The 26,182-nt window shown below is 43.6% G+C and carries 26 protein-coding genes and 1 riboswitch; of the genes, 7 read left to right on the forward strand and 19 right to left on the reverse strand.

All coding sequences use genetic code 11. The features are described 5' to 3' along the window. Positions 1-60 precede the first annotated feature (60 nt). Together tnpA and ACU01J_RS06455 are read right to left on the reverse strand one after the other, a co-directional pair. A complete protein-coding gene (tnpA, locus tag ACU01J_RS06450; protein WP_481083863.1) occupies positions 61-507 on the reverse strand; it encodes an IS200/IS605 family transposase in 447 nt (148 codons plus the stop codon). 169 nt (positions 508-676) lie between these two features. Next, positions 677-2,278, reverse strand: coding sequence for a Na+/H+ antiporter NhaC family protein (locus ACU01J_RS06455; RefSeq protein WP_481084928.1), 1,602 nt, complete (start codon positions 2,276-2,278; stop codon positions 677-679). 114 nt (positions 2,279-2,392) lie between these two features. Further along, positions 2,393-2,574, reverse strand: a riboswitch (Lysine riboswitch). A gap of 567 nt (positions 2,575-3,141) precedes the next feature. Here ACU01J_RS06455 and ACU01J_RS06460 point away from each other — a divergent pair. Next, entirely contained in the window at positions 3,142-3,549 is a 408-nt protein-coding gene (locus tag ACU01J_RS06460; RefSeq protein ID WP_481084929.1) for an H-NS family histone-like protein, read from the forward strand. A 113-nt stretch (positions 3,550-3,662) separates the two neighbouring features. Here ACU01J_RS06460 and ACU01J_RS06465 read toward each other — a convergent pair whose 3' ends face one another. Together ACU01J_RS06465 and ACU01J_RS06470 are read right to left on the reverse strand one after the other, a co-directional pair. Continuing rightward, entirely contained in the window at positions 3,663-4,967 is a 1,305-nt protein-coding gene (locus ACU01J_RS06465; protein WP_481084930.1) for an inosine/guanosine kinase, read from the reverse strand. Positions 4,968-5,166: 199 nt separating this feature from the next. Next, on the reverse strand, positions 5,167-5,436 hold the full coding sequence (locus ACU01J_RS06470) for a hypothetical protein (RefSeq protein WP_134834383.1): 270 nt from the start codon (positions 5,434-5,436) through the stop codon (positions 5,167-5,169). A 173-nt stretch (positions 5,437-5,609) separates the two neighbouring features. Between ACU01J_RS06470 and mnmA the strand changes: the two genes are divergently transcribed. The 3 genes from mnmA (at position 5,610) to purB (ending at position 8,937) form a co-directional block, all read left to right on the forward strand. Continuing rightward, positions 5,610-6,746, forward strand: a complete 1,137-nt coding sequence (gene mnmA / locus ACU01J_RS06475) for a tRNA 2-thiouridine(34) synthase MnmA (RefSeq protein ID WP_481084931.1) — start codon at positions 5,610-5,612, stop codon at positions 6,744-6,746. Between the two features lie 30 nt (positions 6,747-6,776). After that, positions 6,777-7,394 (forward strand): high frequency lysogenization protein HflD, encoded by a 618-nt coding sequence (hflD, locus tag ACU01J_RS06480; protein ID WP_481084932.1) that lies wholly within the window; start codon positions 6,777-6,779, stop codon positions 7,392-7,394. Positions 7,395-7,566: 172 nt separating this feature from the next. Further along, positions 7,567-8,937: an adenylosuccinate lyase gene (gene purB / locus ACU01J_RS06485; protein WP_481084933.1), complete on the forward strand. Its 1,371-nt coding sequence runs from the start codon at positions 7,567-7,569 to the stop codon at positions 8,935-8,937. 331 nt (positions 8,938-9,268) lie between these two features. On the opposite strand, the gene ACU01J_RS06490 is transcribed toward purB, so the two are convergent. The 9 genes from ACU01J_RS06490 to htpX all read right to left on the reverse strand — a co-directional run bounded on the left by ACU01J_RS06490 (position 9,269) and on the right by htpX (position 16,302). Further along, the gene (locus tag ACU01J_RS06490) at positions 9,269-9,802 is read right to left on the reverse strand and encodes a DUF3833 domain-containing protein (RefSeq protein ID WP_481084934.1); all 534 of its coding nucleotides are present in this window, start codon (positions 9,800-9,802) and stop codon (positions 9,269-9,271) included. Beyond that, positions 9,799-10,338, reverse strand: coding sequence for a chalcone isomerase family protein (locus tag ACU01J_RS06495; RefSeq protein WP_481084935.1), 540 nt, complete (start codon positions 10,336-10,338; stop codon positions 9,799-9,801). Before ACU01J_RS06495 ends, ACU01J_RS06490 begins: the two co-directional genes overlap by 4 nt. After that, on the reverse strand, positions 10,289-10,813 hold the full coding sequence (locus ACU01J_RS06500; RefSeq protein ID WP_481084936.1) for a DUF2878 domain-containing protein: 525 nt from the start codon (positions 10,811-10,813) through the stop codon (positions 10,289-10,291). Before ACU01J_RS06500 ends, ACU01J_RS06495 begins: the two co-directional genes overlap by 50 nt. A gap of 26 nt (positions 10,814-10,839) precedes the next feature. Further along, positions 10,840-12,087 carry a class I SAM-dependent methyltransferase gene (locus ACU01J_RS06505; RefSeq protein WP_481084937.1) on the reverse strand — a complete coding sequence of 416 codons (1,248 nt, stop codon included), beginning with the start codon at positions 12,085-12,087 and terminating at the stop codon, positions 10,840-10,842. Between the two features lies 1 nt (position 12,088). Then, a complete protein-coding gene (locus ACU01J_RS06510) occupies positions 12,089-12,856 on the reverse strand; it encodes a DUF1365 domain-containing protein (RefSeq protein ID WP_481084938.1) in 768 nt (255 codons plus the stop codon). Further along, complete coding sequence (locus tag ACU01J_RS06515; RefSeq protein WP_481084939.1) at positions 12,857-14,131, reverse strand: NAD(P)/FAD-dependent oxidoreductase; 1,275 nt, start codon at positions 14,129-14,131, stop codon at positions 12,857-12,859. 10 nt (positions 14,132-14,141) lie between these two features. Continuing rightward, a complete protein-coding gene (locus ACU01J_RS06520) occupies positions 14,142-14,870 on the reverse strand; it encodes an SDR family NAD(P)-dependent oxidoreductase (RefSeq protein WP_481084940.1) in 729 nt (242 codons plus the stop codon). Further along, positions 14,867-15,286 carry a nuclear transport factor 2 family protein gene (locus tag ACU01J_RS06525; RefSeq protein WP_481084941.1) on the reverse strand — a complete coding sequence of 140 codons (420 nt, stop codon included), beginning with the start codon at positions 15,284-15,286 and terminating at the stop codon, positions 14,867-14,869. The genes ACU01J_RS06520 and ACU01J_RS06525 overlap by 4 nt, the downstream gene beginning before the upstream one ends. A gap of 152 nt (positions 15,287-15,438) precedes the next feature. Beyond that, on the reverse strand, positions 15,439-16,302 hold the full coding sequence (gene htpX / locus ACU01J_RS06530) for a protease HtpX (RefSeq protein ID WP_481084942.1): 864 nt from the start codon (positions 16,300-16,302) through the stop codon (positions 15,439-15,441). Positions 16,303-16,574: 272 nt separating this feature from the next. Between htpX and ACU01J_RS06535 the strand changes: the two genes are divergently transcribed. Continuing rightward, entirely contained in the window at positions 16,575-16,763 is a 189-nt protein-coding gene (locus tag ACU01J_RS06535; RefSeq protein WP_394128315.1) for a hypothetical protein, read from the forward strand. A 50-nt stretch (positions 16,764-16,813) separates the two neighbouring features. On the opposite strand, the gene bioD is transcribed toward ACU01J_RS06535, so the two are convergent. From bioD to bioB, 4 genes are read right to left on the reverse strand one after another with little or no spacing between them, the layout of a single operon-like run. Then, entirely contained in the window at positions 16,814-17,503 is a 690-nt protein-coding gene (gene bioD, locus ACU01J_RS06540) for a dethiobiotin synthase (protein ID WP_481084943.1), read from the reverse strand. Next, on the reverse strand, positions 17,500-18,303 hold the full coding sequence (gene bioC, locus ACU01J_RS06545) for a malonyl-ACP O-methyltransferase BioC (protein ID WP_481084944.1): 804 nt from the start codon (positions 18,301-18,303) through the stop codon (positions 17,500-17,502). The genes bioD and bioC overlap by 4 nt, the downstream gene beginning before the upstream one ends. After that, positions 18,304-19,446, reverse strand: a complete 1,143-nt coding sequence (gene bioF / locus ACU01J_RS06550) for an 8-amino-7-oxononanoate synthase (protein ID WP_481085134.1) — start codon at positions 19,444-19,446, stop codon at positions 18,304-18,306. It abuts the gene before it with no gap. Then, complete coding sequence (bioB, locus tag ACU01J_RS06555) at positions 19,433-20,485, reverse strand: biotin synthase BioB (protein ID WP_481084945.1); 1,053 nt, start codon at positions 20,483-20,485, stop codon at positions 19,433-19,435. Before bioB ends, bioF begins: the two co-directional genes overlap by 14 nt. A 133-nt stretch (positions 20,486-20,618) precedes the next feature. Here bioB and bioA point away from each other — a divergent pair, with 133 nt between their 5' ends. Continuing rightward, on the forward strand, positions 20,619-21,896 hold the full coding sequence (gene bioA / locus ACU01J_RS06560; RefSeq protein WP_481084946.1) for an adenosylmethionine--8-amino-7-oxononanoate transaminase: 1,278 nt from the start codon (positions 20,619-20,621) through the stop codon (positions 21,894-21,896). A gap of 58 nt (positions 21,897-21,954) precedes the next feature. On the opposite strand, the gene ACU01J_RS06565 is transcribed toward bioA, so the two are convergent. Both ACU01J_RS06565 and ACU01J_RS06570 read right to left on the reverse strand, forming a co-directional pair. Continuing rightward, positions 21,955-22,554 (reverse strand): YccT family protein, encoded by a 600-nt coding sequence (locus tag ACU01J_RS06565; protein ID WP_481084947.1) that lies wholly within the window; start codon positions 22,552-22,554, stop codon positions 21,955-21,957. An 89-nt stretch (positions 22,555-22,643) separates the two neighbouring features. Next, complete coding sequence (locus ACU01J_RS06570) at positions 22,644-23,594, reverse strand: porin (protein ID WP_481084948.1); 951 nt, start codon at positions 23,592-23,594, stop codon at positions 22,644-22,646. A gap of 515 nt (positions 23,595-24,109) precedes the next feature. Here ACU01J_RS06570 and dinG point away from each other — a divergent pair. After that, positions 24,110-26,182 carry an ATP-dependent DNA helicase DinG gene (gene dinG, locus ACU01J_RS06575; RefSeq protein WP_481084949.1) on the forward strand — a complete coding sequence of 691 codons (2,073 nt, stop codon included), beginning with the start codon at positions 24,110-24,112 and terminating at the stop codon, positions 26,180-26,182.

The raw sequence follows: 26,182 nt of genomic DNA on the forward strand, positions 1-26,182 counted from the left end.
AGTAAAAATCCACCTGCATAGCAGGTGGCTTTGAAAGGCCCCCTAAAAGGGGGCTCACTGTTAGTTTTCTAACCCCAAACGCATCTGACGCTCTTCTTCTTCCTTTCCAACACGATCTTGGTGCCGGACATACCTACGTATAATTTCCTCATTCATCCCTACTGAATCAACGAAGTAGCCTCTTTGCCAAAATTTGTTACCCCATAATTTCTTCTTTCTTAAATACGGAAATTTGTTGAACAAGCGAATTGCGGTTCGTCCTTTTACAAAACCCATATATGTCGAAACACTCAAGCTAGGTGGCAATCTCACGACCAGATGCACGTGGTCTACTTGAACATTCAGCTCTACAACCTTACAGTTCTTCATATTACTGTAGATATAGATACTTCGGTAAAGCTCCTTACCCAAATTGCCTTTCAAGATTTTCAGGCGGTATTTTGGCGTCCAGACTATGTGGTACTGACACCTATAATATACGTGTGAGGCGGATTCATATTTGCTCATGTTCTTTATTTCCTTCATTTGCTGGTTACAACCGAGGACATCTTGAACATGAGCGTTCTTCGGGCATAGCCCAAAGGAACGATCACCACCTTCTAAAGAAGGTGGTTTAAGGTTAGAAAATAAAAAGGGAGCCGAAGCTCCCTTTATCATTACTATTTATACGATGTCGTTATGCGTTCTGACAACTAGCCATTTTTGACTTTGACAGTACCGAAAGCAGTACACAAACGGCAATAAATGCAGCCATTGACGCGGCGAATGAAATACCAATTGATGCTGTCATACCCAACGTAATGAAACCGATACAAGAAACAGCAGCAACGGCCAATGCATAAGGCAACTGAGTGGATACGTGATCAATATGGTTACAACGCGCCCCCGTCGAAGACAAGATCGTTGTGTCTGAAATTGGCGAACAGTGATCACCAAATACCGAACCCGCAAGTACCGCACTTAACATAGGCAGCATCAGTGCAAGGTCCGTAGCCCCAGCCATGTCTCCTGCGATTGGTAACATGATGCCGAAAGTCCCCCATGAAGTCCCAGTAGAGAACGCCATAATCCCAGATAGCAAGAACAAAATAACAGGAAGCCAATGTGGGTTGATGTTACCTTGTGCCAGTGTTGATAGGTATTTACCGGTGTTCATGTCACCGATAACAGAGCCAATAGTCCAAGCAAAGACTAAGATCAAAATAGCACCGAGCATTGATTTTGCACCGATCCACAGCGTTCGTGAAATCTCTTTCGCCGCGATTCCCTGTTTAAGCACAGTAAATAGAGCAAAAGCTAAACCCACTAGACCGCCATAAATCAATGATGTACCCACATCGGTATTCTCAAACGCACCCAACATGTTGAATTCGATACCGTCCGCAGCAAGTGCTTGGCCTCCGGTGTACATCATCGAAGCAATGGTCGCAATGATGAGGAAAACGATAGGCAAAATAAGATCAGATACCTTACCGCCTTCGCTTTCTTGAATATCCAGCTCTTCGTTTAGTTCATGTGCTTCTTCTGAATCTTCAGCTTGATCATTAGCAAAACCATGACCACGAGATGCGGCAATTTCATGCTCACGCATTTTGCCAATATCTAAGCCAAACCACGCAACAGCGAACACCATAAGTAGCGCGAAAATTGCGTAGAAGTTCATCGGGATAAGACGAACATAAGCCCCAAGAGCTGAATATTCCGTAATACCATGAGACACTAAGATGCCACCAATAATAGTCATGATGTATGCACCCCAGCTTGACGCAGGCATGATCACACACATAGGTGCAGCAGTAGAATCTAGAATATAAGCCAGCTTAGCACGTGAGACGTAAAAACGGTCAGTAACAGGGCGTGAGATCGCACCTACTGCAAGGCTATTAAAGTAATCGTCAACAAAGATGAACACGCCTAAGAAAGCAGCCAGAAGTTTAGAACCTCGCTTGCTCTTAACTCGTGTTTGAGCCCACTCAGCGAATGCTCGCGTACCACCTGACAATGTTAGCAGTGCGGTCATCATACCAAGTAGTAATAGGAAGCCAACGATACTCATATTCCAAGTGTTGATACCGCCATCTTCAACAAATACGCTAGATACCGTTGAAGCGACGTAGCCAAGCGCACTGCCGAATGAATAGTCATTCAGTAAAATAGCGCCAAGAACAATACCAACACCCAGTGAAACAAGTACACGGCGTGTAATGATAGCAAGACTCAAAGCCACAATAGGCGGCAATAGAGATAAAGGAGATGATGCAAAATCAATTAAATTCATGATCTTCAAAAACCAGTAATAAATGGTTAGAGATCTACTGCAGACTCATTGAAGGAACTCTTTTCCTAACAAATAAGCAAAAAGAAGCGACGGAAAAGCGATTGCTTATCCCAGCCCTACAGTAGCGCTCCATAGTTTTACAAATTATAGACTATGGCAGTGTTATCCCTTTCGAGTATAACCCCAGCGAACGTTTTTGATATGAACATTCACTTCGGCGAAATACCCTTTCCTGTTTACTCATTGGCATCACCCCAGTAAACATTACTTATTTATTCCGCGCCTCTACCGCGAGCGATGGAATTTTAAACCATTGAAAAATCATTTTAACAACAATTTAACCAACACTACGCATTAGGTTCCGCCCATTGTACTTATCTCGGTTACCATTTCAACATATCATTCCATTTTTATTGTTAAAGTTATTGCTAATAGCTAATGCTTAAGGTTGCACTGCCATTGAATAGTCATCCTTGCTTAGAACGAGTGTGTTTCGGTTTAAATTTAATCCATAGAATATCATTCCATATAACAAGTTTCGTACTCCATTGCTCAACTTCTTAGAAACAGATAACGTTCGATTCAACTGACTTTAACAACAATACCCACACAAAGCATATTGTCAGCCATATAAGTTAGAATCATTTGATAAATATTGATCACGATTTATATGAAACTAAAGTAACAATGTACATTGTTACTCCTTACAGTTAGCTCATTAATACAAATTAGATTTAAATTACGGCGTTAAACCAATTAAATAATACAGAAATAGCTATTTAAATCTATTTCTGTGATTGTATTATTTATTTCCACAGTTTATTATTCATATATCGGCAACTTATATATGAAGAGATGAATAAATGTCGGAACTAACAAAGACACTGTTAAACATTCGTAGTCTACGTGCATTTTCACGTGAACTAACTTTAGAGCAACTAGAAGAAGCTTTAGATAAACTGACTATCGTTGTAAGCGAGCGTAAAGAATCTGAAGAAGCTGAGCGCGCTGCTGCTGCAGAGCAAGAAGCGAAACTTGCTGCAATTGCAGAGCAGATCTCTAAAGATGGCATTGATGTTGAAGCTTTGATTTCAGCTTTATCTGGCGAATCAAAAACTAAGACAAAATCTAAGCGCGCTCCTCGCCCAGCTAAATACAAATATGTAGATACAACGGGTGAAGAGAAAACTTGGACAGGCCAAGGTCGTACACCTTCAGCAATCCAAGAGCAATTAGATGCGGGCAAATCTCTAGAAGATTTCCTAATCTAATAGTACTAATCCGTATTAATAAAAAAGCGCCTTTATGGCGCTTTTTTTTTATTACCTTAAAATTCAGAAAAGCCCCACAAAAGTGAGGCTCTATTTATTGATGCGTTATTGAATTAACGTTCCCAATATGCTTCTTCCAAGCTATCTTCACGCTCTGGCAATCCACGAGATAAGCGTGGAGAGTGTTGTACCAACACTTCATAACTTGCTCGATTAGAATATTTACATACCTGAGAGAAAGAAGAATAAGTCAGGTAAGAATGCGCATGTTTACTTGAATTAGGCACGTTCTCTCTATGATATTTATTCGCTGCCATATCGTGTAACAGCGCTGATAGCGCCGCATCACCTGCACCATTGGTGTTTTTAATCTTCTCTGGACCACCCATATAAGGTGCAATATGTGAATAGACTTTAATTGGGTTCTCACACAGCTCTTTCGACGCAGGGCGACTGAATTCGTAACGGTTAAACTCTGCAATGCTACCCGGTAATAGTGGCAGAGAGGTTTCACGTTTCGCAGACTCTTCAGTGTAACCTGCCATGAACAGACCTACAGGGCCGGCTGTACAAAGCACAAGGTCAACCCACTCTAGCGCCTTATCTGAAGCCGCCAATGGCTCTGACTCACCTGTCAGTGCTTCCGCTTCATCTTCATTCATCGCAACAACAGAAACGTGATCGCGCAAGAAATCCTGCCAGAATTTAGGATCGTCTTGAATCACGAATTTTGTACCTAAAGTCAGTACAACTGGTACATCATGTTTTTTTGCGTACTCAATCGCTTTCATTGTTGCTTCCGGCATTGGGTCGCCTTCTTTGCAACGAACCAAATACGCAGTTAGCACCAACGCTGATGCATTTTTGAAGATTTTCTCTGGAATACTTTCTGGCTTCAGTTGGTTCATCTGACCTTCACTGATTGCAAAAGTACGCTCGCCATCTTCAGTAATCAGCGCAAAACAACGACCAATCGCCCCTTCGACACCTTGAAGGTGGTTGAGATCCATACGGCTAGAAGTGTTACATAGGTAGCGGTAGCCATAGCTGCCAATTTTAATGTCTTGGCTCATTACACCGAGCAGTGTTGAGCGATCATCAGCTAGCACGGAGTAGTTATGAAGTGTATTACCAATAGTACCACCAGCGTATTCATTGGTGATCAACGCACTCTCTTTTAATTCGTTGTAAAGCGCTTCAGCTGTTGTGTCGTCAATGACTAGAGAGTGTCCCTTACTCAGATTGTATTTTTCGATCAGTTCACTGCTTACTTTCGCTTCAATATCAACCAGAGTTTGATCAATACCGATAATATGCGTACGTGACATTTTTTTGCTTTCTTGCGACTGGCTTACAAGCGGATCGCGGGCATGAACCGGAAAATAATGCTTAGATTTACGTTGACCAGGAAATTTCATAACTGTTTTTCTGCCGTAAAGGATTCTGAATAAGGGATGAAAAGAAGCCGGATTCTACCTTGCGGATGTGGGTGCGGCAATAAGCGCAAGTATAGCAAACGTTTGCAAAGCTAATAATTTTGCTAGCGATTTAAGGTGTAATAAATAAGAAGAGAAAATATTCGTGAGAGAGTCCAATTGCTCACCCACGAATTAAGGGTTACTCGCCTTCCATAAAGCTAAGGTCTGGTAACGAATCTAAATTTTCAGAATAACGTTTTAAATCAAACTCACTGTCATTTTTCATCACATCAAAGATTTCAATCGCAACTGCGCAAGCCATCATCGCTACTGCATCTTCACGTGGCGTGCCGGTCATCATCAGGCGCATTAGTGTTTCTTTGGTTTTCATTGGATTACCGTCAGCAAGTTGGTTTTCGATCACTTCAACTAACTGCTCTTCACCCATCATCTGATTTTCATCAGTCATATTATTTTCTCGTAGTGACTTGAATTCCGCTTACTATGCCATATATAGGCACTCTATACTTGTAAAACCGCAGATATAGTAAAAATTGCAAGTGTGATTTCCGTCTCGGATCTGTCCCACTGCTACGCTTTCTGATAAAATCTGCGTCCAGTTAATTTAAGTGGTGTTTAGTAATGTCTGACAACTGTACTGATAACAGTCAAAAGAAAGTCATCGTTGGCATGTCCGGCGGTGTTGATTCATCGGTTTCTGCTTACCTTCTCAAACAACAGGGCTACCAAGTAGAAGGCCTGTTCATGAAGAACTGGGAAGAAGATGACAATGAAGAGTACTGTACAGCAGCAGAAGATCTTGCCGATGCGCAAGCCGTGTGTGACAAGCTAGGCATTCATCTCCATACCATTAACTTCGCTGCAGAATACTGGGATAACGTATTTGAGTACTTCCTTGCGGAATACAAAGCAGGCCGTACACCTAACCCCGATATTCTGTGCAACAAAGAGATCAAATTCAAAGCATTCTTAGAGTTTGCCGACGAAGTTCTTGACGCTGACTATATCGCGATGGGCCACTATGTTCGTCGCACCTTCCCTACAGCAGAAGAGCAAGCAGCGGGTGAAAAGCCGAAGATGCTGCGCGGCCTTGATGGCAACAAAGACCAAAGTTACTTCCTGTACACACTAAGCAGTGAGCAGGTGGCACGCAGCCTATTCCCTGTCGGTGAACTGGAGAAGCCTGAAGTACGTCGTATCGCGGAAGAGCAAGATCTCATCACCGCGAAGAAAAAAGACTCTACCGGTATCTGCTTTATCGGTGAGCGCAAATTTACTGACTTCCTAGGTCGTTACCTACCGGCCCAACCTGGTAATATTGAAACGCCAGAAGGCAAAGTGATCGGCCAACACAATGGCCTGATGTACCACACTCTTGGTCAGCGTAAAGGCCTTCACATTGGTGGCCAAAAAGGGGGCGGTGGTAACGAAGACCCATGGTTCGTTGGTGACAAAGATCTTAAGCGCAATGTTTTGATTGCCGTACAAGGTAAAGACCACCCTATGCTTAAGTCTCAGGGGCTTATCGCCTCTCAGTTGCATTGGGTCGATCGTGAAGCGATTAAAGAACCGTTACAATGCACTGTAAAAACTCGCTACCGTCAAACAGATATCCCATGTACTATCATCCCTATTGATGATGAGAACATCAAAGTGATCTTTGACGAACCGCAAGTTGCTGTTACACCTGGACAATCTGCTGTTTTCTATAAAGATGAAGTCTGCCTAGGTGGCGGTATCATCGAAGAACGTATCTAATTTAATCGTAACCATCAGGAGTAGAATTACGTGGCTAACACACTTTACGACCGCACTATTGCATTTGCTGGAATTTGCCAAGCAGTGGCCTTGGTTCAACAAGTCGCTAAAAACGGTCACTGTGACTCTGACGCGTTTGAAACTTCTTTAAAAGCGATCCTAAACACCAACCCGAACAACACGGTGGGGGTTTATGGTCGTGAAATCGATTTAAAGTTAGGCCTAGAATGTTTGGTGAAAGGCATTGATAGCACACCGTCTGGCAGCGAGGTCACTCGTTATATTATCAGTTTGATGGCACTTGAGCGTAAATTGCAGACGCGCAATGACGCTATGTCACAACTTGGTGACCGTATTCAAATGCTGGAGCGTCAGCTTGAGCACTTTGAGCTACTTGACGAGCAAATGCTCAGTAACCTTGCAAGTGTCTACTTAGATGTTATCAGCCCAGTTGGCCCACGTATCCAAGTAACTGGCACACCAGCAGTGCTGCAACAAACATCAAATCAACATAAAGTTCGCGCTCTGCTACTGTCAGGTATCCGCAGCGCCGTATTGTGGCGTCAAGTTGGTGGTAAACGCCGACACCTGATTTTCGGCCGTAAAAAGATGGTCGAACAAGCGCAGATTCTTCTCGCTAGAATGTGATAATCTCTACAAGCTCGCACATGGATGCGAGCTTGTTGTTTATGCCAGTACAACACTTTCCTTACAACAGCATATCAACCACGCAAACGTTTGCGCAATGTTCGTGACAAATGGGTCGGATACTGGTATAAAGCTCTCAAAATTTCGAAACTCAATTTTTCAGGAGAACATCATGGAACTGTCAGCATTGACTGCTGTTTCACCAGTAGACGGTCGTTACGGAAGTAAAACTATTGCACTTCGCAGCATCTTTAGTGAATTTGGCCTACTAAAGTACCGCTCTATCGTTGAAATTCGTTGGTTACAGAAGCTTGCAGCTACAGATGCAATCAAAGAAGTTCCTGCATTCAGCGCAGAAGCAAACGCGTTCCTAGACGAGCTAACAGCAAACTTCTCTGAAGAAGACGCAGCACGCATCAAAGAAATCGAGCGTACCACTAACCACGACGTTAAGGCTGTTGAGTACTTCCTTAAAGAAAAAGTGGCTGGCGTACCAGAGCTAGATGCAGTGAACGAATTCATTCACTTCGCTTGTACTTCAGAAGACATCAACAACACCTCTCACGCTCTCATGCTTAAAGAAGCTCGTGATGAAGTGATTCTTCCTGAAATCAAAAACATCATCGACGCTATCAAAGCACTTGCTGTTGAATACCGCGACATTCCTCTTCTATCTCGTACACACGGTCAGCCTGCTTCTCCATCAACAATGGGTAAAGAGATGGCGAACGTTGCGTACCGTATGGAACGTCAATACAAGCAAATCGCTAACGTTGAGATTCTAGGTAAAATTAACGGCGCAGTAGGTAACTACAACGCTCACCTATCGGCTTACCCTGAGCTAGATTGGCACCAGTTCTCTGAAGAGTTCATCACTGAGTCTCTAGGCGTAACTTGGAACCCATATACAACTCAAATCGAACCACACGATTACATCGCAGAGCTTTTCGATGCAGTTGCACGTTTCAACACAATCCTAATAGACTTCGACCGCGACGTATGGGGCTACATCGCTCTAGGTCACTTTAAACAGAAGACTATTGCAGGTGAAATTGGTTCTTCAACGATGCCACACAAAGTTAACCCAATCGACTTTGAAAACTCTGAAGGTAACCTAGGTCTAGCAAACGCTGTATTTGGCCACCTAGCGCAGAAACTGCCTGTTTCTCGTTGGCAACGTGACCTAACTGACTCGACAGTTCTACGTAACCTAGGTGTTGGTGTTGGCTACGCTATCATCGCTTACACGTCAACGCTAAAAGGTATTAGCAAGCTTGAAGTAAACCGTGAAGCGCTACTAGCTGAACTAGACAAGAACTGGGAGGTACTCGCTGAACCAGTACAAACAGTAATGCGTCGCTACGGTATCGAGAAGCCTTACGAGAAGCTAAAAGAGCTAACTCGTGGCAAGCGTGTTGATGGTGAAGCAATGCGTAACTTCATCGATGGTCTTGAGCTTCCTGAGCACGAGAAAGCACGTCTGAAAGAGATGACGCCAGCAAACTACATCGGTCAAGCAATCGAGCTAACTGACAAGCTGTAAGAGCTACGAGCTACGAGCTACGAGCTACGAGCTACGAGCTACGAGCTACGAGCTACGAGAAACTAAAAGGGTTGATGTGTAAACATCAACCCTTTTTGTATTTCATACCTGATGGTAACTAGATAACTTTTTAAGATTCCCTACCCTTCATGCGTCAGTCTAGGAAATAACGCACCACATGACATCCGTCTTTGTGTCATCCCCGAGAACGAGGAACGAGAGAGTTGGGGATCTCCCAAGGCTCTTCGAATAATTAAAGAGATTACTTACTCGAAACTTCGTTGATCTAAGGAATGACCATAGCCTGTGGGCTGAATATCCCAGTAACGCTCTACTGCTTCTGGAAAAACAGCGTTATTTGCCCGACTTCCACGCCGAATTTCTTAATCTTTGTTAAGTTGAAAAGGTGTGTTTCATCCTGACGATACATCCAATCATCGAATGACACCACGACGCTAGAGTCTTCCATCACAAGCTCAAAATCATACTGCCATTGCAAAGCATTACCTACTTCTTTGCCTTGTGCTGTTCCTATGATGTCTTCCGCTTTACCTATGTATTCACCATTTGCCAATTTATCAATAACCCAAATACGCTGAGTCTCCTCACCGTCATCGAATATAAAGTCCTCTACTAGGGTGATCTGGTTGTCATTGATCGTTCCGACAATCACGACTTCAAATCGGCGAGTTTGCATGTCGGTATAATCTTGCACCATTCCCCATGCATGGGTTTCCCCTTCAAAATAGTCAAATAGGTCAAAACTAGGCCCACTGTTTTTGTAATCATCCAAATCGGCAGAGCAACCCACTAAAAAAACAGTGAGAGTAATAACAGAGAAGAGAGAAAAGAGTCTACGTGTCATTGGTTATTTCCTAGTAAGCCCTGACGTAGCTTCGGATATTCCGTATCAGGTGAAAGCCAAATAGATAAGAACGCATCGTTGAAGTTCTCGTCTTGAATAGAACCAATTAGCTCCGCTGAAAAACTTGAGCCCGAATGAAAAAAATCTCCTCGCGACCCATTCGTGACATAAGTGATGTTGTGACCTTCTTCGATATCAGGAAAAATTATCGCGAGCTTTTCAGACCACTCATTCATCTCATTGCTTGGGAAGCCCAATTTCTGCCATTGCTCAACTGTCGCATCTAACAACTGTTGCTGACTAATATCTCGTTGGTACGTGATCGAAAGCGCCAATGGATGAGGAGTAATGTCGTTGCCAACAATATATTGACCGTTGGGGGTTAGCAGCTTAGATTCGTAGATATCGAAAAATAACATTGATAATTGGGCCGCACCTACCGTATCCCAACTTCTCCATTCCAGGTTATCGCTGTTTGAGGCGTAACTACTGTTGATCGTCAGTGTTAATAGCCCTGCCATTAGAAGTGGTTTCATATCCATATACCTTCAAAATCAATGCAATCAAAATAGACCACTCGGCAAAAAGAATCAGACCACTTACGGAAAGTGACAAACTCAAAGAAACAGCGCCAAGTTTAGCCCCAGCGGCATAGCTCAATGCTCCTGCTGTGCCACCAATCATTGATACGAGAACAACTGGGTATTGGTTCAATATAGGGGAAAGAAAATAGGCGTACCACGCAAAGATAGCCCATAACAACACGAGCCAGATTGGGAAGGTCTGTGGTTCAAATTGAAACCAACCAACCGCCATATGGAAGTAATCTAGCATGACGCCAACAAGCATCACGACAGCCAACTTTAGCCAGGCTACATCTCCCAAAATAGCGGTAACTACATAGGTAGTAATGACTAACAAACCGGTAACGTGAACCCACTCACTATTGCCTATCACAGCCATTAGCCAAATTACCTGAAACCACGTTGAGATAAGCAATAATCTTTTCATCGCATTCATTCTCAGCTTTAGACTAGTTAAGCTCGCTGGAACGTCATGTGTACCGTGCTGATTGATTTTGCTTTGAATCCACCTTCACAGTAGCAGAAGTAGTAATTCCACATGCGTACAAAGCGTTCATCAAACCCCAGCTTGCTCACCTGTTCTAGCTGAGCGTTAAACCTTGTATACCAATGGTTTAGGGTTTGAGCATAGTCCTGACCAATATCAAACAAGTCTCTCAACACGAGATCGCTGTGCTTGGTCGTCACTTGTGTCAGTGCTGTTATCGAAGGGAGAAAGCCTCCAGGAAAGATATACTTCTGGATGAAGTCGACATTGTTGCTATAGTAGTCATAGCGCTGATCGGCAATGGTGATTGCTTGTATCGCCATGAGACCGCCCGATTTGAGCAACGACTGACACTTTTGGATATAAGAAGTTAAATACTGCTTGCCGACGGCTTCAATCATTTCAATAGAGACCAGTTTGTCGTATTCTCCTTCAAGCAATCGATAATCTTGTTTGAGCAAGGTTATTTTATCCGATAATCCTTTCTCTTCGATGCGATGCTTAGCATACTGGTGCTGTTGTTCAGATATTGTTGTCGTGGTGACTTGGCATCCATACTGCTCTGCCATGTAAATCGCCATCGCGCCCCACCCCGTACCAATTTCAATCACATGGTCATTCTCCGTGAGTTTCAGTTGCTGGCACAGTCTTTCCATTTTGTTAATTTGGGCTTGCTCTAAGGTGTCAGTCGGCGATTCAAACAGTGCCGATGAGTAAAGCATGCGATCATCGAGAAAGGTTTGATATAAGCTGTTACTGAGGTCATAGTGCGCTTCAATGTTTTTAGCCGAGTTCGTCACTGTGTTTCGGTTCATCCAGTGACTCACTTGATACGCTATTTTAGAAAGGAAGCTTGAACGGCTTTCAATCGAATCCAGAGCCGAGATGTTAAGAGCCATAAGCTCCATTAACGCCGTCAGATCTGGGCTATCCCACCAACCATCCATATACGCCTCTCCAGCTGCGATGCTGCCGCCCTTAAGCAAACGAGCATAAAATGCTGGATTTTTCACTTCAATCAGTGCACTCGGTTTGTCATCGTGAGGCTGACCAAAAAGCTCTCGAACTTGAGTTGAAGATTCTTCATGAAATGTCTCTACAACCGTTAACGAGCCTACGCTAAGTTTACAAAGGCAAGAAAAGGCGATGCTTCGAGCACTTTTTTGAACGTGTGTCAGTTGGGTCGGTAGCGGCAATGTCTGTGTATTCATCATCTCATCGAGTCCTTGTTATTTTTCTATGTCCGGATTTAGGATCATGGTCGCTATATTTGGGGTGGGGGTAGAAAGGCGCACCTTTAACCCACAATTTCAGCGCATGCCAATAAATACCTGTAGTGACTTTTACTGCCATTACTGGTGTAAAGATCAAATGCTTAACTAATACTTTAGAGCTAAATGGATATTTGTGCATTTTTAAGGTTGCGTCGAACTCTTTCGAGTCACGATGACACTCTAAATGAATGGAGAGTAACCTCTCTAGCGGTTTCAGTTTCCATTGATATTGCTGAGCTATAGGGTTGAAAGGAGAGACATGAAACCCTTTATTGTGCCGCCAAGTCGACTCATCGGTCGCGTCCAAAGCGTAGTAATGACGTTCATTCCACGGTGTATTACTCACCTCAGCTAAAAGATAACGCCATCGCCCCTCTTCATCGTAAACGTAAAAGAAATTCACCGGGCTAAAATAGATACCGAGATAACGCAGATGGACGACCGCTTCTACTCGACCCGATATTTTTTCACCCGTTAGCTCACAGACCTTATCAAACACCGCCTGTTTTAAGTCCCCTTCACCTAAATAGTCCTGACGTTTGAATCGTGCCCAATGCCACCACTTTGACCCAAACCCCCAAACACTTTTTTCGAGCTTGGGAATCTCATCTAAGTCAATGCATGGCATAAATAAGGGGTAGCTCAAACTGTGTTTTACAGGCGTAAAACGTCGGTGCCTAACTACGCCAACCAATAACGCGCTATTCATTTATGCGACACCCTTTGAGCTGTGTTCCAAACTGTCGATCCCTCGAACAACATCCAAAGCACTGCGAACGCCATCTTCGTGAAAGCCGTTGTACCAATAAGCGCCACAAAACCACGTTTTGCTTACTCCATTGATCTCACCACGCCTAGTCTGAGCATTGATTGTTTCCTGATTAAATACGGGGTGATGATAAACAAATCGCTTAAGAACTTGGCCAGGGTCTATCTGAGCACTACTATTGAGCGAAACACAAAATGTACAAGGTGCCTCTATATGCTGAAGGATGTTCATATTATAAGTCAGCGTTGGTGCTCGCGATTGCTCTGAAGAAGAACCATCTAGCCAATAGTTCCAAGAAGCCCAAGCCGCTTTTCGTTTCGGTAGCAATTGCTCATCAGTGTGGAGGATAACCTCATTAGCCTGATAGGCGAGTCCTTTTAAAATGTTACTTTCTGCTGTGCTCGCATCATGCAAAAGCTTTTTCGCTTGGTCACTATGACAAGCAAAAATGACTTGGTCAAAACGCTCAACCTCTCCATTAGCGCGTACGATGACGCCTGCAGAATCGCGATGAACAGACTCAACCGGAGTGCTAAGCCTGATTCGGTCTGAAAAGCCTTTCGTGAGTGCTGGAATATACTCTCTTGATCCGCCTTTAATCACATACCATTGAGGTCTGTTGGTAATGTCCAACAAGCCATGATTAAGGAAGAACCGAGCAAAAAACTGGAGCGGGAAAGCACGCATATCCGCCAGTGTGGAAGACCAAATCGCCGCTCCCATCGGCAAGATGTAGTTATCACAAAAATAGTCGCTGAACTTATGTCGGACTAAGAAATCCCCAAGTGTTGACTTCCCTTGTTTGTCTTCACTCGCTATCTCTTTGACCATTCGGTTAAAACGTAAGATCTCGAGGATAAAAGCGTAAAATTTCGGATTAAACCAATTTCTGCGTTGAGCGAAAAGCGTCGAGATTGTATGACCATTGTATTCGAGTCCGTTACTGTCGTTTCTAACGCTAAAACTCATTTGACTCGGTTGACCTTCTACACCAATTTCATCCATCAATGTGATGAAATTTGGGTAAGTCCTGTCGTTATATACGATAAAGCCAGTATCAACCGCGTAGTTTTTGCCCTCGACTTCAACGTCAACCGTCGCCGTGTGGCCGCCAATATAATCATTGGCTTCGTATAAAGTAATATCGTGTTGACGGTGTAAGTAGTAACCACACGTCAATCCAGAAATCCCGGTACCAATTATTGCTATTTTCATGAAAACTCCTCTAACCCTGAACTAAGAACTTGGATGTGATGGCATTTTGCCAACGATAAGGCAGTAAACCGATGACTCTTAGTAGGGAGGTGAATTTTTTCGGGAAGTAAATATGAGCCTGCTTCTTTGCAAGACCCTGACGAATTTCACGAGACGCGCGCTCTACGGATATCAGCATCGGCATCTCAAAGGTGTTTTTATCTGTAAGTGGCGTTTTGACGAAACCCGGATAAATAACAGACACATCAATATTCTTGGGTTTTAAATCGACCTGTAATGTACGCGCAAGATAACTGACTGCGGCTTTGGAAGCGCCATAAGCCTCCGCTCTAGGCAAAGCTACCTCACTGGCGATAGAACCAACAATGCCAATTTGGTGACCGGCTTGATAATACTCTTGACTCGCTTGAATCACATTGGACAGGCCAATAACATTAATGTCGAATACCCGTTTCATCAAACTGGCATCTACCATACCGTCTTCCATGTACTCACAATCACCGGCGTTGAAAATCCATAATTGTGGGATGAACGGAAGAGAATTAAGCGCATTGTTCGTCTGCTCTAGGTCAGTCAGATCAAAGATAATCGAAGTTAGATTAGGGTAATCCGAAGAAAGTTGTTGAAGAACCGATTGGTTACGACCACACGCTATCACCGCGACACCCGATGACGCATAATCCTTAGCTAATTGGAGACCTATCCCTGATGTGGCACCGGTGATCAAAACGCCATTCATTGGCCTAGCCTCTGCTTGATTGTTTTTATAACCGAGCCAAGCAGCGGTAAGTTCTCATACAACATCTCACCTAAGTCGAAATAATCACGATGGTAAATGACCCTACCTTGGCTGAACTTTAAGTGACTGACCCCATTTACGTAGATGACATTACCCTTAGAAAGTTTCGGGTGTTCTAGGCACATTACCCAAGTCAAAAATCCCGTATCACCCGATTGCTGGTGATCCTGAATTTCAAAGTCGCACCGCTTAACGTTGGCATACAAGGTTTCAAAATAATTTTCTAGTGCAGGCCAACCTTCCAATCTATGCGCCGCATCTTCAAATATTACCTCTTGGTGGTAAACATCTGAAAGAATGTGCAAGTTGGTTTTATTCAGCTGTTGGTATAACTGCCCTACTGTTTGAACATCCATCTATTCTCCCTCAGCGTTAACTTAGCAATAAGCAAGCTCATGCCCATTTCTGTAACTTCCAATTTTTAGATTTTGTACGAAGCTAATAAAAGAATAGATCAAAAAAGGCTTGGTTATAAACCAAGCCTTTTCAATAAAATAGTGAAAATTTGTTACGAATTACGTAGTGCGGTAATACGCTTATCTAACGGTGGGTGGCTCATTAATAGCTCAGTCAGTGACTGCTTGCCATTAATACCAAACGCCATCATTGAACCCTCTAGCTGGGATTCCTGACTCATTTTTAAACGCTCTAACGCGGCAATCATCTTATGCTTACCTACTAGCTGTGCCGCACCAGCATCAGCATGAAACTCGCGATGGCGGCTGTACCACATGGTGATAAAGCTTGCTAGGAAGCCGAACACCAACTCAAGTACCATACTGACACCAAAGTAAACCATCATGTTGCTACCACCTTCTTCCTCGTCACTGTTTGACGAAACGATGTTGGCGATAGAACGCGATAGGAAGATAACAAACGTGTTCACCACACCTTGCATTAATGTCATGGTTACCATGTCACCATTGGCGATATGACTCACTTCATGCGCTAGAACCGCCTCTGCTTCATCACGTGTCATATTGTGTAGTAGACCCGTCGATACAGCGACAAGAGAGTCATTACGCTTAGCACCGGTCGCAAACGCGTTGATATCCGCTGAGTCATAAATAGCAACGGTTGGCATACCAATACCAACTTGCTCTGATTGACGGCGAACCGTCTCTAGTAGCCAATGCTCAGTTTCATTGCGTGGGCTTTCAATAACCATACCGCCCACAGAACGCAGTGCCATCCCCTTTGACATCATCAAAGAGATAAATGAACCACCAAAACCAAACACAGCAGCCATGACTAACAAACCTGACAAGCTACCTGGTTGCATGCCTGTCGTTGCGTAAACAATATTCAGCACAACGCTTAGTACCAGAACAACAGCTAAGTTGGTTGCAAGAAATAACATTACTCGCTTCATTACTTTTCTCCAAAAAACGGAAGCATTTTATTATTGCTAGAGATTTGCTCTCTAGCTTGTTCTTAACCCTATAGATATAGTTTATTCCTTTTAATTACAAGGTTAAGCAGCAAATTGAAACATTTGATTTCTATATTCATTATTTTTATCAAACTAATCAATTCCATTCGCGCAAACTTATTCCAGCCTAACACTCAAAGAGACGGAGTTAGACTTTGGTAGTATTGCCGAACAATTCAGACATGCTAGATTTAGGGTAGATAAGAGAATCCATGGAACAAAGGAAGCGAATCATGGTTGAAACTAACGACTATCAAATGGCTATTGATCTGTTGTGCTGTCACTTAGGGCTTTCTGAAGAAGAAGCGAAAAAGCAGTTAGGTATTTCTTCGGAAGATAAAACGCAAAAGCGAATCATTGAAACGCAATCTGCGCTGATGGGTCTTAACCACGACAAGTAATTTGCACAATTTATTAAAAACGGCTGCCCATTTGGCAGCCGTTTTACTTTTTACTTGTCTCTATTTAGGAGCGGAGAAACGTCTATGTATTTCGCGAGCCCCTGACGCTTCACCGAAGGTACGTAAGGAATCTCGCCAACCTTCGGCGCATCAATTTTCTGCTCAAGCATTTCGATAATCTCTGCGTAATGCTCAGTTCCCGGATTGACTCGGTTTGCGACCCATCCAATCACCTCAAGTCCATCGGCTTTAATTGCATCCAACGTCAACATAGCATGGCTCAGACAGCCCAATTTGATACCAACAACAAGCACCACTGGTAGCTTTTCTTGTTGAACCCAACTTGATAGGCAGTCTGTACTTGAAACAGGTACTCGCCAACCGCCAGCACCTTCCACTAACACAATGTCAGAGTTTTGCTTATGCTGCGCCAGTTTGTCACTCAGGATTGAGTACTCAATTTCGACATTCTCGCGCACTGCGGCAATATGCGGTGACGCTGGCAGCTCTAATGCATATGGATTGACATCGTCATACGCAACGTCGACTGTAGCCGCTTTCTGTAAATAGAGCGCGTCTGAATTTCTAAAACCTTCGACAGTCTTATCACTGCCAGCGGCAACTGGCTTGTAGCCAATTGTCTTTAAACCTTGCTCTGCTAACGCGTTTAATATCGCTTTCGAAGCAACTGTTTTTCCAACATCGGTATCCGTACCCGCAATAAAAAATGCATCAATCATAGATGAATAACCCCTAAACAGACCTGATATGTTGCAGGTAGAAGACCCTGATGATTTCGATAGGCTTGATACTCTTGCTCTACTCGTATTAAAGCTCTTCGACTGGTAAGGCCGTTTGCCCTACCATCGACATGCGTTGCACCAATGCCCTTTAAATCGCGCATCAGAGCAAAAGCAGTGTCGTACCACACCGTAATGGCCGCCAAGTCTAGTTGATGCTCATGGCAATCAGATTGCGCTAACGCAATTTTTACCTGATTGATTGAGATAAACTCATTGACGTGTTGATATGAATCAATTTTGGCCCACGATTGTTTAAGCTCATCGAGTGACCCGTCTAGCAAAGTGGAAAGATAAGCTCGGCCTTGCGATTTAAGCACGCGCTTTATCTCACGCAGTGGCACTGACAAATCCAAACACCACTGAAGTGCCAAACTTGAAAATACATAGTCAACGCTATTGTTCTCAAACGGGAGTTGCTCTGCATCACCCTGTCGATAGGTCACACCATCACTTCCGCAACGCATATGGGCCGCTTCAAGCATCTGCTCAGACAAATCCAAACAGATAACATGCGCGCCGCGTTTTAGTAGTTCTAAAGAAAAATAACCGGTGCCACAGCCCACATCCAGTACAGTTTTACCTGTTAGATTCAGCGGCATTTTGGCTAGTAGGCGCTCACCGACATCACGTTGAAAGGCAGCATGTTTATCGTAACTTGTTGCCGCACGACCAAACGCTTCCGCAATGGCCTCTTTATTAACCTCAGCAGGTGGGTCCATCAATATCGCTTGTTCCATTTACTCACCCTTTACCGCTTGCTTTAGCTGTTCAGCTAACTTATCTATATGGTGAAATTGGTGCTCCGCAGTAAGCGTAATCCTTAGCCTAGCACTACCGTTTGGTACAGTAGGAGGACGAATTGCTGTCAACCAAATGCCTGCTGATTTTAATTGCTCCGCTACTGCAACGGCTTTATCCGCACTGCCAATAATGAAGGGCTTAATAGGTGTATCCGTCGTTTGGTAGCCTTCAATATCGGAAAGTAGATGGTGATAGTACTCACTAAGCTCTGCCAACTTGTCCCTACGCCATTGCTGCGTTTGAATCATTGAAGCCGCGTGAGACAAAGCAACCGCTTGAGAAGGTGGTATTGCAGTCGAGTAAACGTGATGACGGGCAAACTGTGTCAGGTAGTCTCCGACTTGTTCGCTACACATAATGGCGGCGCCAGATAGACCAAACGCCTTACCAAACGTTACCACCAAAATTTCTGGCTGAATGCCAGCGACAGCGCAACTTCCCTGCCCTCGCTTACCCAATACGCCAATACCGTGCGCATCATCCACTGCGAGCCAGCCTTTGCCTTCAGTGACAGAGTTAATATCGGCAAGCGGAGCCAGATCCCCATCCATGCTAAATACGCCTTCAGTCACCACCAAGGCATTGTCAGTCATCAAACTGGCTAAATGATTAACGTCGTTGTGACGGAACCGTTTCATCATTGCTGGAGAGAGCATTCCCGCTTCCATCAGCGAAGCATGATTAAGCTTGTCTTGCAGTAATAGATCGTCTTTTTCAAGCAAAGAAAAAAGCAACGCTTGGTTTGCAGAAAACCCGGAACTAAATAGTATCGCGCGATCGAAGCCAAGCCAGTCACAAAGCGTCTCTTCAAAGTGCTGATGAGCCGATGAGAAGCCGATGACAAGTGGCGAAGCCCCACTGCCATTACCATACTTGTCTAACCCTTTCTGCCATGCGTTGGTCAAAGTCTTATCAGATGCCAACCCAAGATAGTCGTTACTAGAGAAATTGATATATTCAGCGGTGTCGTTTTTCAACTGAGCTGAGTTACCGTCATCAATAATACGAATTGAGCGACTAAGCCCTTGCTCACGTCTTTGGGCAAGGGCTTGCTGGATACGAGTATTAAACGCTGGCATCGTAGAACAGGTCATCTTTCGCTGGTCTTGCTACGACGCGCTCTATTACACGGTCAAGCAGATCATTTTCTTCTATCTCGTCAGGTTTTTGGGAAACTTCTTGGCTGTTGATACCCAACTTATTAAATAACTGCATATCTTTATCTTCAGATGGGTTTGGCGTGGTTAGTAGCTTGCAACCGTAAAAAACCGAGTTTGCACCTGCCATAAAACACAACGCCTGCATCTGCTCATTCATATCTTCACGGCCAGCAGAAAGTCGAACAGCGGACATTGGCATCATGATACGAGCAACGGCGATCAGACGAATGAAGTCGAACGGTTCAACATCATCCACCTCTTCAAGTGGCGTACCTTTCACTTTAACAAGCATATTAATTGGCACACTTTCAGGGTGAGTTGGTAAGTTGGCCAATTCAACAAACAATCCAGCGCGATCATTGGTGCTTTCGCCCATGCCAATGATACCGCCAGAACAGATCTTCATACCTGCGTCTCTAACGTGAGATAAGGTATCTAGTCGGTCTTGGTAAGTACGCGTGGTAATAATGCTGCCATAGAATTCTGGCGACGTATCTAAGTTATGGTTGTAGTAATCCAAACCAGCGTCTGCCAAAGAGCTAGCCTGCTCTGGCGTCAACATGCCGAGTGTCATACATGTTTCCAAGCCCATGTCTTTCACACCTTTGATCATGTCGGTCAGGTGCGGCATATCGCGCTCTTTTGGATTTTTCCACGCGGCGCCCATACAGAAGCGAGTTGAACCTGCGTTTTTGGCCTTTTGTGCCGCATCGAGAACACGCTCGACTTCCATTAAGCGCTCTTTTTCAATGTCGGTGGTGTAACGTGCGCTCTGAGGGCAATATTTACAATCCTCAGGACAAGCACCGGTTTTGATGGAGAGTAACGTACTCACTTGTACATGGTTGTGTTGCTGGTATTGACGATGAACCATTTGCGCTTCGAACAGAAGATCCATAAATGGTTTCTCCATAAGCTCTCGAACTTCGGCAACAGTCCAGTTGTGACGTACTTCCACGTGCTTTCCTTTCATTTATTGTTGGTTTGATTACTTGGCTAGTCTACTGACACAATGTAGACTGTCAACACAACAAAAAATTAAAAGTTTACATATGGTTATTAGTTGACCATTTTAATTTTAGGAATTGAACATGGATCTCGCTTTCGATCGCCGTCATATATGGCATCCTTACACATCGACATTGACACCTCTGACCTGCTATCCAGTAAGCTCTGCTCAGGGAGTAATGCTTGAATTAGAAGATGGCAAACAGCTTGTTGATGGTATGTCCTCATGGTGGTCAGCGATTCATGGCTATAATCACCTGCACCTTAACCAAGCCGCTCACAGCCAAATCGATAAGATGTCTCATGTAATGTTTGGTGGTATTACGCACGAACCTGCGATTAATTTATGCAAAAAGCTGCTATCACTCGCACCAAATAATCTTCAACATGTATTTTTGGCCGATTCAGGCTCGGTCGCTGTAGAAGTAAGTTTAAAGATGGCCTTGCAATACTGGCATGCCAAAGGGCAATCAAGGCCGAAATTTCTTACCTTAAGAGATGGTTACCACGGCGACACCTTTGCGGCGATGTCGGTCACTGATCCTGACAACTCAATGCACTCTTTATACAAAGGTTTTCTTCCCGAGCATATCTTTGCCCAATCACCTAAAACTGGTTACTGGCAAGAGTGGGATGATTCTGATCTTGATGATTTCAAACAAAAGCTAAACCAACATCATCAAGAGATCGCAGCGGTGATCTTAGAGCCTATCGTTCAAGGCGCAGGCGGTATGCGTATCTACCATCCTAGTTTCCTCAAAGGTGTAAGAGATCTGTGTGATCAGTTTGGCGTTCTATTGATCTTAGATGAAATTGCCACCGGATTTGGCCGTACCGGAAAAATGTTTGCCTGCGAACATGCAGACATTCAACCTGATATTCTTTGCGTAGGTAAGGCTCTAACAGGTGGCTATATGACACTATCAGCTACGCTGTCATCAAGCGAAGTCGCGCATACTGTCTGTGGCGGAGAAGCCGGCTGTTTTATGCATGGGCCAACCTTTATGGGCAACCCACTCGCTTGTGCGGTAGCAACTGCAAGTATGGAACTATTAGAAACGAATCAGTGGAAACAGCAAACATCACAGATTGAAGCATTATTTGCAGAATTACTGCCAAAGTTAAAGCTACATGACTTAGTTGAAGATGTTCGCTGGTTAGGTGCCATTGGTGTAGTAGAAGCTAAAACGCCCGTTAATATGGAAGCGATTCAAGCCCGTTTTGTTGAGCAAGGGGTATGGATTCGCCCATTTGGTAAGCTGATTTATATGATGCCACCATTTATTAGCGAATCAGAGCATGTAGAGAAATTAGTGGGCGCTATCGAAATCGCATTACAAGATCCCACTTGCTTCCAATAAGGCACGCAACGAATACAAAAGGCTTCCGTTTGGAAGCCGTATCTCTATTAGAGATATATCAGTCTTGCTGAGCAGACCAACGACGAAATTCATCTCTTTGAGACTTATCTGCTTTGCTGTACCACAACTTTAATTGCTTAACGACTTCTTCATTTCTTACTTTTTCAGCTTTTTTCAGTTTACCTGCTGGCGTATCAATATCTGCTGACAATACAATGCCGTTTACATCATTGTATTCAGAAATAAGTTCTTCTAACTGTAAATAAGGCATGAAACCCTCTTTCCCAGGAAGAAAATTAGACTCATAAACTAAAGGAGTATTATTTTGGGAAATTTGCCACTTTGGATCATGACGAAATTTTTGTTCAGCATCTGAGTAATTCAAAACCTTAGGAGGCTCGATTAGAACATTGCTATTCGTAGTAAATGTGATGATATAAGGCTTAGAAATAAAAAGTTTTCTGTTACTACCATTCGTTATTCGTTTTGACATACGAACGACTAGTTGGTTGAAGCCTTTATTTATTTTGTAAGAATCGCTAGCTTTTACCTTAAGCCCATTTACAGCTAATACTTCAACACCCGATGTAACTTCTAAGTTATTAGCTAATGTTGAAAATGAAACTAACACTGTAACTATAATTAATAAAAACTTCATAATTATACCTTCAAATATTGACACTTTAGATAAAACTAAAAAAAGAGTCGCCTAAAGGCGACTCTTAATATAACTTTATTAACTACTTATTAGAAGTTTACGTTGATACCTAAAGCTAGCATATCTTCGTCACTTGCCTTACCTTCTTTGTCGTAGCTAGCACCTTCAACGAATAGTGTTGTGTTTGCGCCGAATGCGTAAGCTACACCAGCGTAGAAACCATCAGAATCACTCTTAACACCGCTATCATCTTTAGCTGCTACCGCACCGTAACCAGCGTATAGACGGTATGCGTCTAGATTGTATTCACCACCTAAGCGGTATGCATCAGCTGATGACTTATCAAATCTATCTTCAGTAGCGAAGTCAGCGCCGACTTTAGCATCACCAAATGCGTAACTTGCACCAACGTTGTAGCCAGTCGCGTGATCTTTATTGCCAGATTGTTTGTAATCATACAAGCCCGCAGATAAGCCTAGGCCGAAATCAGTATCATAAGATGCAGCAGCAGTAAGACCAGTTACATCTTTACCTTTCTCTGCTTCCTTGAATTGGTAAGATAGAGAAGCTACTAGACCATTTAGGTTAGCTGTTGTTACTTTAACAAGACCATTTGCTCGACCTTTATCTGCTAGATCTTGAGAGTAACCGTAGTATTCATCGAAACCACCGCGGTATGCTAGGTCATCAAAAGAGGTTGCTTGGCGACCGAATGTTACTGTTGCAATATCAGTAAAATCTAGGCCAGCGTAAACATCACGATTTTCTAGAGCAAACTCATTATCTTCTTTAAGTTGGAATTCAAATTTACCAACCGCTGCTACGCCTTCAGTTACTTGATGACGAACATTAAAACCTAGACGAGAATCGTAAGCGTGTACATCTGTATCAGTACCAGTTGCTTCTGTCTTTTTGGTTTCAACGATAGCAAAAGCACGACCTGTCACTTCCAGAGAAGAACCGTCTGTATTGTAAATCTCAGCTGCTTGAGCTGATGTTGCTGCTGCTAAAACTGAAAGAGCTACTAGAGTCTTTTTCATAATAATCCACTGCCTTTTCTATAGAATGGGAAATCCTTATCCGGTTCCCTTTATGTTTTTTGATGATGATTCTTGCCTCTGTGGGCTAGATATCACCGCCACTAAATTTCGAGGTCTAGATTGCAAAAGATTATTCGGCGTGTCAAATTTTCTAAAGAGATTTGGAAAGAAATAACAATATCATTATTTATCAGTATCTTACATTATTTCATGACCAAATTTCGAGCGACTTCATAACATTTTGGCGTCCTTGCTTAAGTTAATCCGAAAACATCAAATCAGAATAAACAACCACAAGTATCGTTAATAAACATAATTATAAGAACTTATAACTACAAGATACCCAATTGTAGCGAGATATATTTTTTGAATTTAGAATTAATTGTAAGTGCTTGAAGGTTCAGTTTTTTTTTGTGAACAAGATCCACATTTTGTGATTAAGGATTCTATTTCGTGAACTGAGTGGTGTTTAGCAAAGTGTGCTATGATGCGTGACTCGCCATATAGGTCACAGTATGATTACCAGTAAAATCCAGCACTCTATCCGCCATAGTTATCAAAACCTCCAATCTCAGCTAGAAAACTTTGTACCTCGTCGAGCACAAAATTATCTCGTTGCGGAAATCGCCAAGACACTTTGTGGCGAATATCACAAATCAAATCGCATGATTGTGGCTGAAGCAGGGACCGGAATTGGTAAATCTCTTTCCTATTTAATGGGTGTCATCCCGGTTGCTGTGCTCAACAATCGCAAAGTGGTTATCTCGACTGCGACGGTTGCTCTGCAGGAACAGTTGGTCAATAAAGATCTCCCTCTATATAGAAGGCTAACGGATCGCGAGTTCTCTTTTATATTAGCAAAAGGACGTCAGCGTTATTGCTGCGCTGAAAAACTTGCCTCTGCGAGCGGTGTTGATGGTGGACAGCTGGCGATGTTTGAAACTAAACCCAAGAAAAAAGACCTTGAGTTACTTGAAACTATGTATAAGTCCCTTGCTCAAGGTAAGTGGGATGGTGACCGCGACTCCTGGCCCAAACCTATCAAAGATGAAATATGGCAACTCATTGTCAGCGACAAACATAGCTGCAATAACAGCATGCCAGCACATCGCGACTGTCCGTTTCAAAAAGCGCGCTCAGAACTAGATAAAACCGACGTCATCATTGCTAACCATAGCCTAGTGATGGCAGACGCTGACCTTGGCGGTGGCGTTATACTGCCAGAGCCAGAGAATACGATTTATGTTTTTGATGAAGCGCATCACCTGCCTCATGTAGCGCGTGACCACTCATCAGCAGCCGCAAGCTTAAAAGGGGCCGCAACTTGGTTAGAGCGACTCAACCAATCTGTAACTAAGTTTGCCAACATGGCAGATGAAAAGCGTGTCTCTCGTTTTCGCAATGAGTTGCAAGACTCAGTACAGCAGTTGATTCCCTCTTTATCTCAATTAGCGACTCGGTTTGACCCAGCTCATTTTGAAGAGAACATCTATCGATTCGAAAACGGTGAACTACCGAGTTGGCTTGAAGAAGAGTCAAAAGAACTCAAGAAGCTGTCACAAAAAGGCGCTCAAGCGGTCGCAAAAGTTGCGGACTTAATAGCAGAACGAGTTAAAGATGGAGAGCTAGCAAACAGGCTGGCTGAACCTGCTTTGGCTGAGCTTGGCTTTTATATCCAACGTATGGATAACCTTGCACAAGTCTGGAATCTAATGGCAGAACCGACGCGAGAGAAAGGCGCCCCTCTAGCACGTTGGCTTGAAGTTAACCCAGAGCGAGAAGGTGACTTTATCGTCAATGTCTCACCACTTGAGGTGGGCTGGCAACTAGACCAACAACTTTGGAGTCGCTGCGTTGGAGCCGTGCTTACTTCGGCAACAATGAGAGCATTAAATTCATTCAGCTTTTTCTGTCGCCAAGCTGGGATCAGTGAAAAGCCCGATGATGGTGTACGCTTCTTAGCGCTCGCTTCCCCATTTGACTATCAAAACCAAGCTGAGCTGCATGTGCCAAAAATGAAGTACGAACCGCAAGCACCGCAGTTTACGGAATATCTTATTGAAAGATTGCCTAACCTAATTGAAGACAAGAAGGCCAACTTAGTTTTATTCTCATCCTATTGGCAGATGAATCAAGTTGCGGAAGCGCTTTCAACAGATTTCGTTAAAAACGGCTGGGCATTACAAGTTCAAGGGCAAGAATCTCGCTCAGAGATCCTAAAAAAACATAAAACCCTTGTTCAGTGCCAGAAAACCAGCATTCTTTTTGGAACGGGTAGCTTTTCTGAAGGACTCGACTTGCCAGGTGAACTGCTTGAGAATCTCATCGTAACCAAAATTCCTTTCGCCGTTCCAACATCGCCGGTTGAGAGAGCTCACGCCGAGTATATCGAAAATCGAGGCGGCAACCCTTTCATGCAGATCACGGTCCCGGAAGCGAGCAAAAAGCTGATTCAGTCGGTGGGGCGTTTGCTGCGTAAAGAACGAGATTCTGGTAAAGTCATCATCCTTGATCGCCGCGTGGTGACCAAGCGCTATGGTAGTGCTCTACTCGACTCACTACCGCCTTTTAAACGAGTAATAGAATAA

This window comes from Vibrio sp. 2433-A1 (assembly GCF_056726085.1).